Source organism: Schaalia sp. ORNL0103 (assembly GCF_019429565.1).
GTDB lineage: Bacteria > Actinomycetota > Actinomycetes > Actinomycetales > Actinomycetaceae > Pauljensenia.
On the sequence record NZ_JAHXSA010000001.1, the window covers coordinates 361,341 to 380,142 of the forward strand.

The following is an 18,802-nucleotide window of genomic DNA, read 5'->3' on the forward strand; positions in this document are numbered from 1 at the left end:
AAGGGGTGACTCCTGAAGAACTTGCTACTCTCATCCGCGCGACCCTGCTGGACGCTGCTGCCGCCGGTCGCATTTCGATCGACCCCTCGTTGGTCCCCGACCCCGTGACCGTGGAGCGCCCGCGCGTGCGCGAGCATGGCGACTGGGCGACCAACGTCGCGATGCAGCTCGGTAAGAAGGCTGGCATGGCGCCGCGCGAGTTCGCGCAGATCCTCGCCGACGACCTGGCCGCCGCCGACGGTATCGACTCCGTCGAGGTCGCTGGCCCCGGCTTCATCAACATCCGCCTGGGCGCGGGTGCGGCGGGCGAGCTGGCTCGTACCATCGTCGAGGCCGGCGCCGCATACGGCCGCAACGAGACCCTCTCGGGCCGCTCGATCAACCTCGAGTACGTGTCCGCGAACCCGACCGGCCCCGTGCACCTGGGTGGCGCCCGCTGGGCCGCTGTCGGCGATTCGCTTGCCCGCCTCATGGCCGCCTCCGGCGCAGCCGTGACCCGCGAGTACTACTTCAACGACCACGGCTCGCAGATCGACCGCTTCTCGCACTCCCTCTATGCCCGCGCCATGGGCCGCGAGGTCCCCGAGGACGGATACGGCGGCCAGTACATCGCCGACATTGCCGACCAGGTCCGCGCTGACGCGCGCGCGGCCGGCGAGCCCGACCCGATCACCCTGCCCGAAGAAGAGGCCATTGAGGTCTTCCGCGCTCGCGGCGTCGAGCTGATGTTCGCGGAGATCAAGGAGCGTCTGCACACCTTCCGGGCAGACTTCGACGTGTTCTTCCACGAGGAGTCCCTGCACACCTCCGGCGCGGTTGCCGCGGCGATCGAGCGCCTGCGTGAGCGCGGCGAGATCTTTGACGAGGGTGGCGCGGTGTGGCTGCGCACGACCACCTACGGTGACGACAAGGACCGCGTCCTCATCAAGTCGGACGGCCAGGCCGCGTACTTCGCGGGCGACGTCGCCTACTACCTCAACAAGCGCGAGCGTGGCGCCGATGCCGCCATCTACCTGCTGGGCGCCGACCACCACGGCTACATCGGCCGCATGATGGCCATGTGCGCCGCGTTCGGCGACAAGCCGGGCGAGAACCTGCAGATCCTCATCGGCCAGCTCGTCAACCTCGTCAAGGACGGCGAGCCCGTGCGCATGTCCAAGCGCGCCGGCACGATCGTCACCCTCGACGACCTCGTCGATGCTGTGGGCGTGGACGCCGCGCGCTACGCCCTCGTGCGCGTCTCGATGGACACGCAGGTCGACATTGACCTGGATCTGCTCTCGCAGCACTCCAACGACAACCCGGTCTACTACGTGCAGTATGCGCACGTGCGCACCTGCAACGTGGCCCGTAACGCCGCCGAGCACGGCGTCACCCGCGACGCAGGCTTCGACCCGGCTGCCCTCGATTCCGAGGCCGACGAGGCCCTGCTGGCCGCCCTCGCCCAGTTCCCCGCGCAGGTTGCGCAGGCGACCGAGCTGCGCGAGCCGCACCGCATCGCCCGCTACCTGGAGTCCCTGGCTGCGACCTACCACGCCTGGTACGGCCAGTGCCGCGTGACGCCTCGCGGCGACGACCCGGTCAAGCCCGGCCACGTCGCCCGCCTCTGGCTCAACGACGCGGTCACCCAGGTGCTGCGCACCGGCCTCGGCCTCCTTGGTGTGAGCGCCCCCGAGAGGATGTGAGCCGGTGAGCGAGACGGCAAGCGTCGGTACCCTCACCTGCCCGACCCCCGATGAGCGCCCCGACCTGTGGCCGTGGAGCGCTTCTCGGGAGGACGGCGTGCTGCGCGTGGGAGGCGTCGACCTGACCAGCGTCGCCGCCGACTTCGGCACGCCCACCTTCGTGCTTGACGTCGAGGCCATGCGCGGCCGCGCCCGCGTGTGGGCCTCGGCGATGGCCGAGGAGTTCTGGGACGGCTACGGCATGAACGGCGGCGACGCCTTCTATGCTGGCAAGGCCTTCCTGAGCGCCGACGTCGCGCGCCTCGTCGCGGCCGAGGGCCTGGGTATCGACACCGCCTCGCTCGGCGAGCTGAGCCTGGCCCTGCGCGCGGGCGTGGACCCCGACCGCATCGGCCTGCACGGCAACAACAAGTCGGACGCGGAGATCCGTCTCGCCCTCGAGGCTGGCATTCACCGCATCTTCATCGACTCGATGGACGAGGTCCACCAGATCGAGCGCATCGCCGCTGACCTCGGCGTCGTCGCGCCCGTCATGGTGCGCCTGAAGTCCGGCATCCACGCAGGCGGCAACGAGTACATCGCGACCGCCCACGAGGACCAGAAGTTCGGCCTGTCCCTGGCCACCGGCCAGGCGTACGAGGCCGTGGCCGCGATCAAGGATGCGGCGCACCTGGACTTCCGGGGCCTGCACAGCCACATCGGTTCCCAGATTTTTGGGACCGAGGCCTTCGCCGAGGCCGCGCGCATCGTCGTCGACTTCGCGGCGCTCCTGAAGGCTGAGCTGAGCTTGGACGTTCCCGCCATCGACCTGGGCGGCGGCGTGGGCATTGCCTACACGGGCCAGGACCCGGTCCCGACCTCCCCGGTCGAGGTCGCCCGCGCGCTGGCTACCGTGGTGCGCGAGCGCTGTGCCCACCATGGCCTGCCGATCCCGCACGTGTCCGTGGAGCCCGGCCGCTCGATCGCTGGCCCGTCGATGGTCATGCTCTACCGCGTCGGCGTCGTCAAGGATATTTCCCTGGAAGACGGGGGAATGCGCCGCTACGTGGCGATCGACGGCGGCATGTCGGATAACATCCGCCCGGTCCTCTACGACGCGGCCTACACGGCGACGCTCGCTAACCGCGATCCCGCCGATGCATCTGAACTCGTGCGCTGCCGCATCGTCGGCAAGCACTGCGAGAGCGGTGACATCATCATCCGCGACATCGACCTGCCGGCCGACATCACGGGAGGCGACCTGCTGGCCGTTCCTGCTGTCGGCGCGTACGGCTACTCGATGGCCTCGAACTACAACATGCTGACGAAGCCGGGCGTGCTCGCGGTCGAGGATGGAGCGGCGCGCTGGTTCATCCGTCCGCAGACGGTCGACCACCTGCTGGCCCTCGACGCCGGCCTGGAGTAAACGTCGGCTTGTAAAAAACCGAGCAAACGGGGAGCACCTACGGGAGCTCCCCGTTTTGTGCGCACTCCCTGTCTTGTGCACCCCCAAATTTCGCACGTAATTCCCGTCCCGCTATTTCCAATTTTGAAATTGCGCCCTTGGAATTGCAACGTTTGTGGGTGTACCCAAATTCTGACCAGGGGAAATTATGTGCGAGATTGAGGGGTGGGAGTGATCTTGGGGAGAGGTCTTAGGGAACGAGCTTAGGTAAGCCTAGGTTTTGTTGTTACTGACAAACTCTAGGATGATGGGTGCAGCTGTGAATGCAGCCGAAATCCTGATAGTGACAATCGAAAGTCGAGGAAACATGCGCCGCACTGCCGCACGCATCGGCGTCGTCGCCGCTCTCGCCCTGTCCATGGGCGTGGCCGCGGTGAACGCCCCCTCCGCCCGAGCCGAGGAGCCCGGACTCGTCTCCGCCGCCCGCGCCGACAACGACGAGATGAACTACGCGATCAACCTCGCGGGCACGAACCCCGAGGACCTCCAGCGGGCCCTCGCCCTCGTCCCCGGAGCCGGTGGCGCCGCCCTGGCCTCGTACCCGGAGATTGGTACCTTCTTCGCGCAGAGCGCCACGCCCTCGTTCGCGCCCGACCTGGCCGCCGCCCTGCGAGCGGCCGGCATCTCCATCCACTCGATCGGCCCGACGCGCGTGGCCCCCGTCCTCTACTACGAGCGCGTCGAGTTGCCCACCGACAAGAAGGACGAGGCCCCCGCCCCGCAGTCGGGAGCGGCGGGCGGCCTGAACTCCATGCGCGATGAGACCGCGAGTGCCGCTCCCACTGAAGCGAACGAGGAGATCTTCAACTGGGGTGCCGTTGCCATGCACGCGCGCGAGGCCGAGGCCGTCAACGTCAAGCGCGCCCCCGTGACCGTCGCGGTCGTGGACTCCGGCGTCGAGGATACGCACCCCGACCTGGAAGGGCGCGTCGATACGTCGCGTTCGGTGAAGTGCTCGGTGAATGGTGTCGCCACGCAGGATTTCTACGGGTGGCGCGATGAGTTCTACCACGGCACGCACGTCGCGGGCATTATCGCGGCTAACCATAACGACATTGGTATCGACGGCATCGCCCCTGAAGCGACCATCGTTGCCATTCAGGCGACCAATGACAACCGCCTCATTTACCCCGAGTACGTGACCTGTGCGTTCATGTGGGCGGCGAGCCACGGGGTGGACATCGTCAATAACTCCTACTCGATGGACCCGTGGGTCTACTGGAGCCCGACCGACCCGGAGCAGGCTGCGGGCCTCGAGGCGGCCACGCGGTCGATTAAGTACGCGCAGGACAAGGGGCTGGCCGTTATCGCGGCGGCAGGTAATGAGGGTGTCGATATCGACAATCCGTGGATCGACAACGGATCGCCTACCGACGTTCCCACGCCGACCAAGAATCGCGCGGTGGAAGGCAGTATCCGCGTTCCCTCCATGCTCGACGGCGTCGCCCAGGTGAGCGCGGTCGGTCAGGCGTACAACGTGAAGCCGGGCCTGTCCCTGGGCCGTGCCGAGTTCTCCAACTACGGTCACACGATTGATTTTGCCGCCCCGGGCGACCAGATCTACTCCACGGCCACGACGCTCTTCTACCGCAGCGGCTACGCCGTCGCCGATGGCACGTCCATGGCGACCCCGCACGTGTCGGGTGTCGCGGCCCTCATCAAGTCAGTGCATCCGGAGCTTACGGGCGCCCAGGTCATAAAGGTGATGGAGAGGCAGGCCGAGGCTAATTACGGACGCCTCAATGAGCCGATCGACGGCAGGGAGTACCGCGGCTACGGCTTCCTCGATGCGCTCGATGCGGTGACGGATGATCTGGGACGGTTCGACGAGGCCATGGCTGGTGAGTGGGTCAAGGATGCCACAGGCTGGTGGTACTGCTACGAGGACGGAACCTACCCGGCCTCAACCTCGATTCAGATCCGCGGGGAGACCTTCCGCTTCGATGCGCGCGGCTACATGGTGACTGGATGGGTGCTTGACGGTGGCCGGTGGTTCTACCACGAGACCTCGGGGGCCCAGGTATTGGGCTGGGCCAACGTGAATGGCACCTGGTACTACCTGGAACCCCCCACGGGTGCGATGGTGACCGGTTGGGCTTACGTCGATGATGCCTGGTACTACTTGAGCGCTTCGGGTGCGATGGTGACCGGTTGGGCTTACGTCGATGGTGCCTGGTACTACCTCACTCCCTCCGGCGCGATGGCAATTGGCTGGCTGAACGACGGTGGGTCCTGGTACTACCTGGACGTGTCCGGTGCGATGGTCACCGGCACTCGGCAGGTGGATGGTGTGACCTACACCTTCGGCCCGGACGGTCGCATGCAGTAATCGACCGTTCCCACGTGTCAAGGCGGGGACGCGCATCTGAGGGTGCGCGGCCCCGCCTTGCTGTCGTGAGAGTTGGGCATAGGCGGGCGAGGGAGTGATTACATGAAATTCTTGCCTCTAGGCGGGTGTTGACCAATTTAAGCGACGCTAAATTGTGGCGAGTGACAAACTAAAGCATGATAGTTCTGATGGGTACATTGTCGTACTCGCCAGACCCACAACTGAAAGTCGAGGAACCATGCGCCGCAATGTTGCACGCATCGGGCTCGTCGCCGCCCTCGCCCTGTCCATGGGTGTTGCCACGGCGACCGCCCCACCCACCCGGGCCGACGATCATACCGGCCTCATCGCGCCCGCCCGCGCCAGCGCCGGCCTGATGAACTACGCCATCAACCTCAGCCCGCAGGCCAGTTCCGAGGACCTTGCGCGCGCGACCTCGCTGGTCGCATCCGTCGGGGGCGTCACGCTGGCCTCCTACCCGGAGCTGGGGACGTTCTTTGCCCAAAGCGAGTCGGCCTCGTTCGCCCCGGACCTGGCCGCAGCCCTGGCGAAGGCCGGAATTTCCGTGCACTCGGTCGGCCCGACGCGCGTGGCCGCCGTCCCCGAGGGTGAGCGCCAGGCGGCCCCTGACCCGCAGCCCGCCCCGCAGCCAAGCGAGGCGAGCCCGGCTCAGTCAGGAGCCCAATCGGGCGCGCAGTCCGGAGCACAGTCGGGTGGCCCGTCCTCCCTGCGCGGCCAGAGTGCGACCGAGGCCGATAAGCCCGAGGAGGTCGTCAACTGGGGCGCCCAGGCGATGAGCGCCACCGATGCGGCGGCCGTGCCGATTGCGCACGCGCCCGTCACCGTCGGCGTCATCGACACCGGCATCGACGACACGCACCCCGACCTCGTGGGTCGCGTCGACACCTCCCGTTCCGTCTCCTGCGGGCACAACGGCATCCCCTCGCAGGCGTACGGCTCCTGGCGTGACGACTACTTCCACGGCACGCACGTCGCGGGTATCATCGCCGCCAACCACAACGGCATCGGCATCGACGGCATCGCGCCGACCGCGACCCTCGTGTCCATCAAGGCCTCCAACGACGAGCAGCTCATGTACCCCGAGTACGTGACCTGCGGCTTCATGTGGGCCGCCAGCCACGGCGTTGACATCGTCAACAACTCCTACTCGATGGACCCGTGGGTCTACTGGAGCCCGAGCGATCCCGAGCAGGCTGCCGGCCTCGAGGCCGCGACCCGCGCCATCGCTTACGCGCAGGGCAAGGGGCTGGCCGTCATCGCCTCGGCGGGCAACGACGGCATGGACAACGACAACGTGACGACCGACAGCGGCTCGCCAACCGACCTCGACACCCCGATCAAGGACCGCCCCGTGAAGAACGGCGTCAAGGTCCCCGCCATGGTCGAGGGCGTCAGCCAAGTCAGCGCCGCCACGCGCACCAACGTCGAGACCAAGCCCGAATGGGCGAACCTCAAGCGCGCCGACTTCTCCAACTACGGCAAGAGCGTCGACTTCACTGCTCCGGGGCAGGACATCTACTCCACCGTTCCCACGTCGATCTTCTCCTCCGGCTACGCCAAGACCAGCGGCACCTCGATGGCCACGCCCCACATCACGGGCATCGCTGCACTCATTAAGTCGATCCACCCGGGATTCCAGGGCAAGCAGATCACCGACCTCATGCGCAAGCAGGCCGCCATGGAATACACGCGCCTGGAAGCGCCCGAGGACGGCAAGGAATTCCGCGGCTACGGCTTCATCAACGCGCTGACCACGATGCGCCGCGACCAGCCCCAGCCGACCGTTCAGACCCTGCAGTACCGGGTCGGCAAGGGTGAATGGAAGGACGTGCAGGGTGCGACTCTGCCGGCCGGTCCCGTCACCTTCTACACCGAGGCGATCGCCCCGATCAGCCACCTGCACATGGACGTCGCCGGTCTGGCCGCCGTCGACCGCGACGGCTCGGGCAAGTACTTCGACGACGCCCTGGGTGCCTCGATCGAAAACGTGGACCTCAGCGCACTGCTGCCCGAGGGCACTGACTCGGTGACCGCCCGTGTCCAGGTCAGTGCCACCGGCATCAACTTCGATCGCCAGGCCGACGACGATACGGGCCGTGAGGCCATCTTCACCGTCGCGCGCGACCCGAACGCCGCCGTGTCCCCGGCCCCCGCGCCCGATGCCGACGCGACGCCCGCGCCGTCGGGCCCCGCTAAGGCCGGCATCACCGCTCCCGCGCGCAGCACCGACCAGCTGCCCGCCAACTACGCGGTCAACCTGCCCAAGGGCACCGATAACGCCACCTTCCAGCGTGCGGCGGCCCAGGCCTCGTTCCACGGTGGCCTGTTGCTGGCGCAGTACCCGGCCTTCGGCACATTCTTCGTGCAGTCGGCATCGCCTACCTTCTCGCCCGACCTGGGCGCGGCGCTCGTGAAGGAGGGGATCAGCTACGACTCGATCGGCCCGACCCGCCAGGCGCCTGTCGGCGGTAACGAGGCCATGGTCCCCATCTCCTACGAGACGCGAGTCGCGGCGGATGCGGCGATCGCGGCGGCGCCCCGCTCCCAGGGAGCGCAGGCGGCGCAGGGTGACCAGGACGCTGCCCTCACCCCGGACCCGCAGACCGGCAACGGATGGCACCTCCAGGCCCTGCGCGCCCTTGAGGCTCAGGGCGTGGACGTGATGCGCGCGCCCGTTACGGTGGGCATCATGGACCAGTCCGTCGATGACACCGTGCCGGATCTGGTCGGACAGGTCGACCATGACAAGTCCGTGTCCTGCTCGTTCAACGGTATCCCGAACCGCGACCCCGCCGCCTGGCGCTGGGACGACGCGACCCACGGCACGCATGTGGCCGGCTCGATCGCCGCGAAGCACGACGGCGTGGGCGTGGACGGCGTGAACCCGACCCTGCGCATCGCCGCGATCAACGTGGCCTCGCGCAACGGCGGGTTCTTCTACCCCGAGTACATCGTGTGTGGCTTCGTGTGGGCCGCCGAGCACGGCATCTCAGTCACCAACGGTTCGTACTACGTGGACCCGTGGAAGTACTGGCTCCCCAACGATCCCGAGCAGGCCGCGGGCCAGGAGGCCGTGCAGCGCGCGGTCGACTACGCGACCTCGAAGGACGTCATCAACGTGGTGGCCGCCGGTAACTTCTCGACGGACCTGGACAACCTGCCCACGACCGACGACTCGGCTCCCGGCGACACCTGGGGTGCGCACGAGCGTGACGTGACGGGCGCGGTCTACATGCCGCCGAAGCTGCGCGGCACGCTCTCGGTGTCCGCGCTGCAGCTGCCCGAGGGGGCCGACCCCGCAACCGGCGTGCTCGAGCCGGCGTCCTGGTCGAACTGGGGTGCGGACAGTGTCGACTTCGCCGCCCCCGGCGCGAAGATCTACGCTCCTCTGACGAGCTGGTACGGCAAGGCCTACGGCAACCTGTACGGCACGTCGCAGGCGTCGCCCCTGGCGGCCGCCGTCATTGCGACGCTGCGCCAGGTCCACCCGGAGATGAACGCCGAGCAGATCATCGCCCTGGCGAAGAAGCAGGCGGGGGATCCGGCGAACTGGGATCGCCTCAAGCCCGTCGAGGGCCGCGAGTACCGGGGCGCGGGCCTGCCCAACGCCCTGGACGCGGTCCTCAAGGATCAGGCCAAGCCCGTCATCGGCAGCGTTGAATACTCCACCGATGGCACGACGTGGCAGCCGCTAGCGGGGGAGAGCGTCGCTGGACGCGTCTCCATCCGCGTGACGGTGACCGGTCCGGTGACCTCCGCGCGTCTCCTTGTCGGGGACCGTGAGGTCGCGACCGGCGCGGGCAACGGCGCCTTCGAGGGTAACTCGGTGACGCTGCAGGCCGACGGTGTGGATGTGTCCCACCCGAATGGGACGGGACGCTTCGCGGGTGCCGCTACGGTCACGGTCGAGGCGATGGGCCGCAATAACGACTCGCGGGCCGACGACGACGCGACGCTCCAGGTTCCCTTCACCGTCAGCCCCGACCAGGTCGGCCCCGACGAGGCCCGCTCGGGCCGCTGGGTCTCCGGCGCGTTCGGCTGGTGGTGGCGCTACGAGGACGGCACCTACCCGACCTCGACGCAGCTGCGTATCGATGGGGCGATCTACCGCTTCGATGCCCGCGGTTACATGGTGACCGGCTGGGTCAGCGAGGGTGGCCACTGGTTCTACTACGGACCCTCCGGCGGACAGGCTGCGGGCTGGGTGCAGGTGCGTGGAACCTGGTACTACCTGGATCCCATCAGCGGCGAGATGGCGAGTGGTTGGACCAAGGTGCGCGACACCTGGTACTACCTGGGCTCCTCGGGCGCGATGCGCACCGGCTGGATGCGCGACGGCTCCACCTGGTACTACCTGGCTGATTCGGGCGCGATGGCCACGGGCTGGGCGCGCATCGGTTCCTCCTGGTACCACTTCGCCACCTCCGGCGCGATGAGCACCGGGTGGGTGAAGGACGGTGGCTCCTGGTTCTACCTGTCCTCCTCCGGGGCGATGGTGACCGGGGTGCGCTGGATCGACGGCACGCGCTACGTGTTCGACGACGAGGGGCGCCTCCAGGAGTAGGAGTCACGAGGCCGGGGCTTCCTCCCGGTTGAGATGGTGAGGGGCCGCGCACCGTTGGGTGCGCGGCCCCTCGCGTGTGTCGCACGCGTGCGGGCAGAGATGTCGTGGGAGTCCCGTTCCCTGGAGACCTATTTCGTACATACACTGGTATGTGTGTGAATGAGTGGCTTTGCTGGTAACGCGAGCGGTGCTTGCAGAGGTTGGTTTAAGGAGGTAATGATGGCGACGTATACGTCAGCTGACGGTGCGACGTTCACTGATGAGGATCTGGAGCGTTGGGGGAACGAGGCCGAGACCGGCGTTCCTTACGACGGGAAGCATCTCGGTTCGTCTGTGGCCGGCCGCCCGATTAGCGTCGGTGTTGGCGCTAAGCCGTTCACCCTCCGTCTTGATCGTTCTCGCCGCGCGAAGCTTGCTGAGGTGGCTCAGGAGCGAGGTACGACGCCATCGCAGCTCGTGCGCGATTTGATTGATTCGCTCGAGTAGGAGAGTCTGGTCTTAGACCGAGCTCGCGCCCCCGTTCGCCGACGTAAAGCCCGCCTTCTCGGGCGTCGTGCCCAGGCGCGCGGCGATGAGCTCCTTGTCCTCCTCGGACGCGAGGTCACGGACCCACGAGGCGTAGGTGGCCTCGTCGGCGTGGACCTCCTGCGTGAGCGGGTTGCGCCGCTTGGAGACGATCGTGCGCACGTGCGCGGCGAACACCCACACGTTGGCCACCAGGGCGGCGGCCGAGAGGATGAGCATCGCCCAGGGGTTGTGGGCGCTGCGGTGGGCGAACATCGAATCGTGCATGAAGTGCGGGAACGTGAGCACGACTCCCGACCACAGCGTGAGCGTGTAGGCCCGGTACTGGATCCACGCGCCTCGCCCGAACTTCATGAGCGCCGGGATCGTGCACGAGGCCAACAGCGCCACGCCCGAGTACCACGCTCGGTCCGCCAGACAGTTGTACACGTAGGCGAGGTTCCACAGGTCGTAGGCGATAATCCACCCGATCGTCAAGTCGCCCCAGATGAGGGCGCGTTCCTTGCCCTTGGATACGAAGATCCCGACCCACCCGGAGATCGCGAGCAGGTTCAAGATGCCCGCAATGCCGTTCATGATGTTCCACGGCCCGCCCCACGTGACCATGCCCTGCGAGGGGTCCACACCGTGAATCCCGTAGCACTGGAAGTCGCGCACAACGGCCTCGGCGATGTTCACTGCGAGGATCGCGGGCGGGATGATCAGGTACCAGCGGTTGTAGCGCAGCCTGGGGAAGATCTGCAGGGCGACGAGGCACAGGGATCCCGCCAGCGCCGAGTACTGTTTCACGATTGGGAACCAGCCCGCCGAGGCCGTCCCCGCCGTTGAGTGCGGCCACCAGAAGATGGTCAGGGCGATGGGGACGACCACGAAGAGTGCGAGGACCACCCACATGTTGCGCTGTGCCAGCCATGCCCCGCCGGCGAGGAGCGCGATGACGAGGAGGAGCATCGCGTAGTCCCACCACTGGCCGACCTCGAAGAAGAAGAGCGTCGGGTAGTCCGGGGGAGTAATGCCGCCCATCAGCGCTGCTCCTTCCCCCAATTGGGCAGGTAGGTGCGTTCCATCTTCTGGCGGATCTGCTCCTCCCAGGAGAAGGCGGGCTCACGCCAGCCATCGAAGTAGGAGGCATCGACCTCGCTCGCCCACGGGCTGTCCGCGCCGGTCGGCGGCCACGACGGGTCGTCGGTGACGGGCGGGCGGATCTCGGCGACGGCCGGGGCGGACCGTCCGTAGCGGAACCACTGGGTGAAGGTCTCCTCGAACAGGGGAGTCCCGTCGTAGCGCCCCGCGGGCGTGCCCGAGTTGAAGAAGCGCCCGCCCAGCATGCCACGCATGAAGCGGCCCGTCAGGTGCTGCTTCTTCTTGAACTCGAGGACGCGCTTGACGTAGAGGTTTTGCAGGTGGGTCATGCACCCGCCGATGAACTCGATGTTGATCCAGTTCAGGGCCTTCATGGCGGGGGAGGCGGGTTCGTAGCCGATGCGCCAGTGGTTGATGAGGCGCGTGCGCCCACCCGACAGGGGCACCATGTAGAAGCACCAGGCGGCCGCGAAGTTCGTCATCCCGGGGAAGCGGAACGCGTAGGAGCCGGGCGCCTTGGGCGGGTTCTTCGTGTCGACCCACTGGACCATGTACTTGCCGGGCACGACGTCTGCCCATTCCATCGACATGCCGTGGAAGTCGAAGGCCGCGATGTCGCCGGGCACCATCGAGTCGGGCTGCTGGAACTCTTCCTGGATCTCGTAGGAGTTGAAGAAGGGCAGGCGCGCGAAGACTCGCTCGAGGAACTCCGAGGAGAAGGACCCGGACTTTTCCGCGCCGATCTGCTTGAAGAGTCGCCACACCGCGTAGGCGGGCGCGTCGATCGTGATCGCGTAGGTCGAGGAGTAGCCGTTGTCGTAGTTGGCGTCGATGAGGTCGTCGCCCGGGTAGTGCCATGCCTGCTCCTCGGGCGTTGCCTTGCCGCTGAGCTGGCTGAAGGCGTACATGCCTCCCAGGAGTGCGGCACCCCCGGCGAGGCCGGCGGTGCAGAGGGTACGACGGGGTAGGCGTGTCATGGGTCCTCCTCCTTGAGGAATTGACGAGGGGTGCCCTCGCTGGCGCTGGCCTGCAGGGAGCCCCGGAACGATGGGGATTCGACGGTGAACCCCGCACACTAGGTTAGTGTTTCGGATTATGATAGCCGACAACTATTAGCCCGGTTGTGCGTTCGAAGGAGAATGCCGTGGACTCGCTTTTCCTGTGGGAGCTTGGGACTCCCAAGGTCTATCTCATCTGGCTGCTGGTACTCGCCGCCCAGATCGTCGTCGCGGAGATTAACCGCCGGTGGAACTGGACGATCTTCGCCGTGTGGACCGTGGGCGGCATCGCCCTGATGCCCTACGCGTGGATTCACGGGACGCCGATGGTGGGCTGGTTCCCCTTCGGCAAGTACGCGATCATGATCCTGACCGCCACCATGACGGGCACGGTGCTGGTGTACGCGAAACGCAACCCGGTCAAGGCGCACAAGTACGCGATCTGGCTGGGCGTGGCCCTGTGGATCGGCCTGGCTGTCAACATCATGGAGGCCAACATCCGCGACCTGACGATCTACTTCAACGCGGATTCGTACTACGCGTGCGGCGCCGACTGGCAGTGCCTGAAGGGCGTCAACGACGCGCACACGATCGACATGATCGCCGGCCTGCCCGAGGCCAGGGGAGTCACCGCCGAGCTGCACTCCCAGCAGTGGTACCAGGAGGTCGCCGCCAACCTGTCCGCCCGCCACGTCGGCATCGACCCGGAGACGGGCTTCCGCACGATCGGCGGCTACTGGAACCTCCTGTCCGCTGCGGCCGGCCTGCTCAACATCATCACGATCACGGGCCTGGGCAAGATCATCGTGACCTCGCCCGGCAAGCGCTCCGTGCGAGGCCTCATCTGGGTGGACATGGTGTGGCCGTGGGTGATCGCCTACGACCTGTGGAACCACGCGTTCTTGTACAACTCGCTGGCCGACTACACGTGGTACTGCACGCTCGCCCTGCTACTCGCCTGCACGATCCCCGCGTTCACGTGGGCGAAGGGCCAGTGGATCTGGTTCCGCTGCTTCACCCTGGTCTTCTGGATCTCCATGAACACCCTCCTGCCCGAGGTCTTGGTCCCTCCCTCGGACATCTTCAACTTCGCGACCATGGACCCACGCGCGAACATCGCGTGCGCGGCCCTGGCGCTCGCGGCCAACGTCGCGCTCTTCGCCTACTGGCTGTACAAGATCGTGGTGTACAAGAGGAATCCGATCACGGGCGTCCTGTACTGCGAGCTGGCCGAGTTCCGCACCATCGTGCGCGAGCATTGCGACGACAGGGACAAGTACTTCCTCGTCGACCGCATCCCGCAGACTCCCGCCGAGCTGGGCTTCGAGCCCGACTCACCCACCCCGCCATCTGATGGGTATCGAGCCTGGATGCCGTGGTGGAAGGGAGAGGATAGGCGGCACCCGTCGAAGAGGGGTGCTGACTCGCGCTCGTAGGTAGCGTTCGCGTTCGTCATTGACGAGGCCTCCCCGCGTTGTGGCGGGGAGGCCTCGGTTGTGTGCTCGCTAGTTCGGCGGTGAGGTCCGCGTTGAAATCGGATGCCTAGTGGTGGTGGATACGCTCTGCCGGCGGGACCGATACGGGAAAGAACCTACTGCTTAAACGACTCATCGACGACATGCTCGAACAGACGTACCGTTTCTCGCAAGGGTGGGTACATCGAATCAATGTGCACTCCCTCATCGCGAAGAATTTCTCTGAGCTTCCGTTTGAAATGCTTTGGTACTCTAATGGAGTATCCGGCTGTTTTAACTAGGCGATCCGGGCTGTTCGTTAGTTCGTTAATGAATGTTGCATTAGTGCTAAAATCGATAGGTAATGAGGTTATTATTCGTAATTCGTCAGCATCAAGAGGTGAACTAAATGATCTTTCGTGTTTTGTGAATATTGTTTCTAAGTTTAGTGATGTTTTGTTAGCCGGGCACGCACATCGATTCTTTTTGCAATGAGAACATTTGTTTGTTCGTAGTTTTATCTTTCTTAATTCTGATGGGATTCCACCGGTTATAAAATAGCCTTTTTGGGCGATCATTCTAGGGTCGGAAAATGGTAAAAGAATTGGCCATGTGACAGTACTCCAGAGGAGGGTAAATACTGGATCCTCTATCGGTTTGTTAAGGTCATAGAGCTTATCTTTTAATCCTTGCCATATGAGATGCTCGACCCGCTTTGTTTCGTTCTTTTCCTTAGGGAAAAGTGGCTCTTCATAATTGAGGGTGTGGGGGTGGTATGCGGGGTTGGGCGTGTCGTGGCCGGGTAGAGGTCGAGGTCTTCCGATGATGGGGGTTGCGACACCGTCCATCTGAAAGACCTCGACATGTCCAATGCTACCTTTGATCGCCCTGATCTGAGCGCCTTCACGGGCCTGGATGACCTAGGACTGGAAGTGATGGGTCAACGTGTAGGAGACGATCGGACCGTCTTGGCCTGCAAGGTAGTGGGTGAGGATCGGTGGTGCCGACAGTGTGGGGGTGAGGGCGTCGTACGTGACACGGTGGTCAGGCGCTTGGCTCACGTACCCTACGGGTGGCACCCCACCATGTTGCACGTGAGCGTGCGCCGCTACCGCTGCCCAGAGTGTGCTCACGTGTGGCGTCAAAACATGAGTGCAGCGGCCGACCCGCGTGCGAAGCTCTCGCGTGCGGCGGTGCGCTGGGCGCTGGTGGGCCTGGTGGTCCATCATCTGACGGTGGCGCGCGTCGCCGACGTATTGGCCGTGTCGTGGAACACTGCCAATACCGCGATCTTAGGTGAAGGCCAGCGCATGCTCATCGATGATCCTGATCGTTTCGAGGGGGTGCGTGTCATTGGCGTGGATGAACACGTGTGGCGACACACCCCATACGGGGACAAATACGTCACCGTCATCTTGGACTTGACTCCTATACGTGACCGTCGTGGTCCCTCCCGGCTCCTGGATATGATTCCGGGCCGATCCAAGCGGGTTTTCAAAACCTGGCTGGCCTCCCAGCCCGACACCTGGCGCGAGCGCATTGAGATCGTCGCGATGGATGGATTCACCGGCTTTAAGAGCGCCGCCGCCGAAGAGCTCCCAGACGCGAGGGCGGTCATGGATCCTTTCCACGTTGTGCGCCTGGCCGGTGATGCTCTCGATGAGTGCCGCAGGCGCATTCAGCAAGAACTTCACCATCGGCGCGGGCGGGCCACGGATCCCCTGTACAAGGCTCGCAGGATGTTACACACCAGATCTTGCCTGCTCACCCCACGCCAGCAACACCAGCTAGCCGATCTGTTCGCCAGCGATTGCCACGTCGCACTCGAAGTCACCTGGAGCGTCTACCAGAACATCATCGACAGCTACCGCGATCCCCACAAAATCCGCGGCAAGGCCCTAATGCAAGCCGAAATCAACACACTGACCTCCACGCGCGTACCCAGGGGCCTGACCGAGCTCATCACGCTGGGCAGAACGCTCAAACGCAGAGCCGGAGACATCTTGGCTTACTTCGATCATCCCCACACCAGCAACGGTCCTACCGAAGCCATCAACGGCCGCCTCGAACACCTACGCGGATCCGCACTCGGATTCCGAAACCTCAACCACTACATCACCCGAGCACTCCTCGAAACCGGAGGATTCAGACCCCAACTACACCCTCAATTATGAAGAGCCGGAAAAGTTTCCAATTGAATATATTAGTTTTGATAAGAAAAATTCTGCCGTCTACGTCGTTATCGCTCTCGCATGCGAAATAGAGAGCAATCTTCCAGTCGGAGGTGACGTCGATGAGGCGTGTTGGAGAACCGTGATGTTGGAGCAATGTGAGCGTTTCGAGTGCTGTGAGTCCTCGTCCGATTCCTATTTCGGCTCTTCCGAGTTGAGTGTGGGTGACCGGGTCTTGGTCGGGGGTTGCGGGTAGAGGTCGAGGTCCTTGATGATGAGCGGACTTCTACCCCCGCTGTCGTCAAGGACCTCGACAATGTCTCACCCTACCTGCTGCTGCTCTGCGTCGCTTGATCGTTGTGATCGGTGTGATCTGCTCGTCGGTTTGGAGGGCTTCCATCTGGTTGCTGTCGCTCGACGTGAGTGTGGTCTGGTGCTCGACATAGAGTCCTGTGATCGCTGTGCTGGATGCCCTGGGTGTGGGGTGATCGCTCAAGGCCACGGGCGCGTGGTGGTGGAGGTGATCGACGCGCCCTGGGCCGGGGTCCCGGTGCGGATCCGGTGGTTTAAGCGGCGCTGGATATGCCGCGAAACCACCTGCCAGACGGTGACATTCCTGGAGCATGACGAGCGGGTGTGTGCACACCGGGCGCGTCTGGGCGCCCGGGCGATCCGCTGGGCGATCCGACAGTTGCGCTTCGAGGGAGCCAGCATTGCAGGATTGGCTCGCCAGTTAGGAACCACGTGGAATACCGTGTGGTCCCATATCAAGCCGTGTCTGCAAGCCGCATCTGATGACCCTGCCCGTTTCGCAGGGGTGCAGGTATTGGGAGTTGACGAGCACGTGTGGCACCACCAGGACCGACGCCGACGGGGCCCCCGTGAGCTCACTGGCATCGTGGACCTGACGCGCGGGGAGGATCATCCCACGGCCCGCTTGTTGGATCTGGTCCCGGGAAGGTCTGGCACCGTGTACAAGAACTGGCTAGAAGAGCGCGGCGAACAGTTTCGCTCCGGTATCCAGATCGCAACACTGGATCCCTTCCAGGGATATAAGAACGCCATTGATGACCAGCTCCAAGACGCAACCAGCGTGCTGGACGCCTTTCATATCGTCAAGCTCGCTGGCGACGCCCTTGATGAGGTGCGTCGTCGCGTCCAGCAAGACACGACCGGTCACCGCGGACGCAAGGGCGATCCCCTCTATCAGATCCGCAATCTTTTGCGCGCCTCGCGCCATAGGCTCACCCCACGTCAACAAGAACGCCTCCGTGAGGCCTTCACGGCAGATGAGGCGCATATCAGTGTCGAAGTCGCCTACCACTGTGCCCAGCACGTGCGAGATGTCTTCCACCAAGCCACACCCGCCCAAGGCCGACGCCTGGCCGCTCATCTCATCGAGCGCCTACCAACGTGTCCCATCCCCGAAATCGCTCGCCTGGGCCGGACCCTACGCAAGTGGAAGGACGCCTTCTTGGCCTACTTCGACACCGGCGGAGCCAGCAACGGCCCCACCGAAGCCATCAACGGAATCATCGAGCTGGGCAGACGCACCGCCAGAGGCTACCGCAACCCCACCAACTACAGACTCCGAATGCTCCTCATCGCAGGAGGCCTAGACGCCTCCGCCCACACTCAACTCTGAAGAGCCCCTATTTCCCTTGCCGTATTGAGTAAGTGTATTTCAGCTTGAACCATGTTATCTTCGTCGATCCATGACTTCTCAATAAAAATGGTATCTTCGTCGATCCATGACTTCTCAATAAAAGGTGAATCTTGTTTAAGGAGTGGTGGTTTCTGCGCGTTCTGTCCTTGCGAATTGTTGCTGGTTGCATTTAGTAGTCGTCGATAGAGTGTGGATGTGAATGCGAATCTGCTGTTTTTTTGGCCGCGAAAGAACCAGACGTTGGAGCCGGTGCTTTCTAGTGGCTGTCCAACATTGTCGTGTTGGTATATCGGTAGTGTCCTAATGGTCTTCTCTACTGCCTCGTACCATGCCTGAGCATTTTCCTCATCTGATTCGCTCGTATCGTCAAAGTTGACGATGAGCTCACGCTCGGTGAAGAACTTTTCGACGAATCTCTCGTCGCGCATCCTTTTTTCTTCTGCCGTTTCTTGATGTTCTTCATTTTCCTCGTATGCATCAATGTTCATGGTTATCCTACGGTTCTGGCTTGTTGGAATGGTGGATGTGTGGTGAATCGGGCGTCTGTCGGCACTCGTCTGTTGTTCGTGGCATTAGGTGTGTGTTCTGACGTGCGTCGCTGCTGTTGACCCTGATCCCTCCGGCACCCCAATGTGACTGTCATCTCTGACCGTAACACAGCTGTTTGGATGGGTCATGCGAAACTGTCAAGTTGTCTGGCAAATCAAAAAATACAAGATAAATAGCGGAGACTCCTTGTTCTGACAATCAAATTAATCACTCGGTATTTTTCGGCTCTTCAAGCTGTCTAATTGATTGGCGGGTCGATTTCGGTCAGTCGATGGAGGTTGTGTGGAGAGTGGGTGAGGGGAGAGGGGTGGGT

The 18,802-nt window shown here is 64.1% G+C and carries 12 protein-coding genes; 8 read left to right on the forward strand and 4 right to left on the reverse strand.

The genetic code is table 11. From position 1 onward, the window contains the following. The first annotated feature begins 5 nt into the window (after window positions 1-5). From argS to JJJ16_RS01660, 5 genes are all read left to right on the forward strand, one after another. Complete coding sequence (gene argS / locus JJJ16_RS01640) at window positions 6-1,685, forward strand: arginine--tRNA ligase (RefSeq protein WP_219751130.1); 1,680 nt, start codon at window positions 6-8, stop codon at window positions 1,683-1,685. 4 nt (window positions 1,686-1,689) lie between these two features. Beyond that, window positions 1,690-3,090 (forward strand): diaminopimelate decarboxylase, encoded by a 1,401-nt coding sequence (lysA, locus tag JJJ16_RS01645; RefSeq protein ID WP_219751131.1) that lies wholly within the window; start codon window positions 1,690-1,692, stop codon window positions 3,088-3,090. Between the two features lie 346 nt (window positions 3,091-3,436). After that, window positions 3,437-5,458: a S8 family peptidase gene (locus tag JJJ16_RS01650; protein WP_219751132.1), complete on the forward strand. Its 2,022-nt coding sequence runs from the start codon at window positions 3,437-3,439 to the stop codon at window positions 5,456-5,458. Window positions 5,459-5,696: 238 nt separating this feature from the next. Then, a complete protein-coding gene (locus tag JJJ16_RS01655) occupies window positions 5,697-10,043 on the forward strand; it encodes a S8 family serine peptidase (protein ID WP_219751133.1) in 4,347 nt (1,448 codons plus the stop codon). Window positions 10,044-10,259: 216 nt separating this feature from the next. Continuing rightward, entirely contained in the window at window positions 10,260-10,529 is a 270-nt protein-coding gene (locus tag JJJ16_RS01660) for a CopG family transcriptional regulator (protein ID WP_219751134.1), read from the forward strand. 12 nt (window positions 10,530-10,541) lie between these two features. Here JJJ16_RS01660 and JJJ16_RS01665 read toward each other — a convergent pair whose 3' ends face one another. Together JJJ16_RS01665 and JJJ16_RS01670 are read right to left on the reverse strand one after the other, a co-directional pair. Beyond that, a complete protein-coding gene (locus JJJ16_RS01665) occupies window positions 10,542-11,591 on the reverse strand; it encodes a DUF5692 family protein (protein WP_219751135.1) in 1,050 nt (349 codons plus the stop codon). After that, the gene (locus JJJ16_RS01670; RefSeq protein ID WP_219751136.1) at window positions 11,591-12,628 is read right to left on the reverse strand and encodes a hypothetical protein; all 1,038 of its coding nucleotides are present in this window, start codon (window positions 12,626-12,628) and stop codon (window positions 11,591-11,593) included. The genes JJJ16_RS01665 and JJJ16_RS01670 overlap by 1 nt, the downstream gene beginning before the upstream one ends. Before the next feature lie 167 nt (window positions 12,629-12,795). Here JJJ16_RS01670 and JJJ16_RS01675 point away from each other — a divergent pair, with 167 nt between their 5' ends. Next, window positions 12,796-14,085, forward strand: coding sequence for a DUF5692 family protein (locus JJJ16_RS01675; protein WP_219751137.1), 1,290 nt, complete (start codon window positions 12,796-12,798; stop codon window positions 14,083-14,085). An 881-nt stretch (window positions 14,086-14,966) separates the two neighbouring features. Further along, on the forward strand, window positions 14,967-16,277 hold the full coding sequence (locus JJJ16_RS01680; protein ID WP_101602518.1) for an ISL3 family transposase: 1,311 nt from the start codon (window positions 14,967-14,969) through the stop codon (window positions 16,275-16,277). Here the strand turns inward: JJJ16_RS01680 and JJJ16_RS10280 are convergent. Continuing rightward, a complete protein-coding gene (locus JJJ16_RS10280) occupies window positions 16,249-16,431 on the reverse strand; it encodes an FRG domain-containing protein (RefSeq protein ID WP_219751138.1) in 183 nt (60 codons plus the stop codon). The genes JJJ16_RS01680 and JJJ16_RS10280 overlap by 29 nt on opposite strands. Before the next feature lie 159 nt (window positions 16,432-16,590). Here JJJ16_RS10280 and JJJ16_RS01690 point away from each other — a divergent pair, with 159 nt between their 5' ends. After that, entirely contained in the window at window positions 16,591-17,919 is a 1,329-nt protein-coding gene (locus tag JJJ16_RS01690) for an ISL3 family transposase (RefSeq protein WP_219751047.1), read from the forward strand. On the opposite strand, the gene JJJ16_RS01695 is transcribed toward JJJ16_RS01690, so the two are convergent. After that, entirely contained in the window at window positions 17,910-18,428 is a 519-nt protein-coding gene (locus JJJ16_RS01695; RefSeq protein WP_219751139.1) for a hypothetical protein, read from the reverse strand. The genes JJJ16_RS01690 and JJJ16_RS01695 overlap by 10 nt on opposite strands. Between the last annotated feature and the right edge of the window lie 374 nt (window positions 18,429-18,802).

What these genes read in the sequence shown, in the direction of transcription:
- JJJ16_RS01665 (WP_219751135.1), bottom strand. Translation starts at nt 11,591, where the DNA reads ATGGGCGGCATTACTCCCCCGGACTACCCGACGCTCTTCTTCTTCGAG.
- JJJ16_RS01670 (WP_219751136.1), bottom strand. Translation starts at nt 12,628, where the DNA reads ATGACACGCCTACCCCGTCGTACCCTCTGCACCGCCGGCCTCGCCGGG.
- JJJ16_RS01655 (WP_219751133.1), top strand. Translation starts at nt 5,697, where the DNA reads ATGCGCCGCAATGTTGCACGCATCGGGCTCGTCGCCGCCCTCGCCCTG.
- JJJ16_RS01690 (WP_219751047.1), top strand. Translation starts at nt 16,591, where the DNA reads ATGTCTCACCCTACCTGCTGCTGCTCTGCGTCGCTTGATCGTTGTGAT.
- JJJ16_RS01650 (WP_219751132.1), top strand. Translation starts at nt 3,437, where the DNA reads ATGCGCCGCACTGCCGCACGCATCGGCGTCGTCGCCGCTCTCGCCCTG.
- JJJ16_RS01680 (WP_101602518.1), top strand. Translation starts at nt 14,967, where the DNA reads ATGTCCAATGCTACCTTTGATCGCCCTGATCTGAGCGCCTTCACGGGC.
- JJJ16_RS01660 (WP_219751134.1), top strand. Translation starts at nt 10,260, where the DNA reads ATGATGGCGACGTATACGTCAGCTGACGGTGCGACGTTCACTGATGAG.
- JJJ16_RS01695 (WP_219751139.1), bottom strand. Translation starts at nt 18,428, where the DNA reads ATGAACATTGATGCATACGAGGAAAATGAAGAACATCAAGAAACGGCA.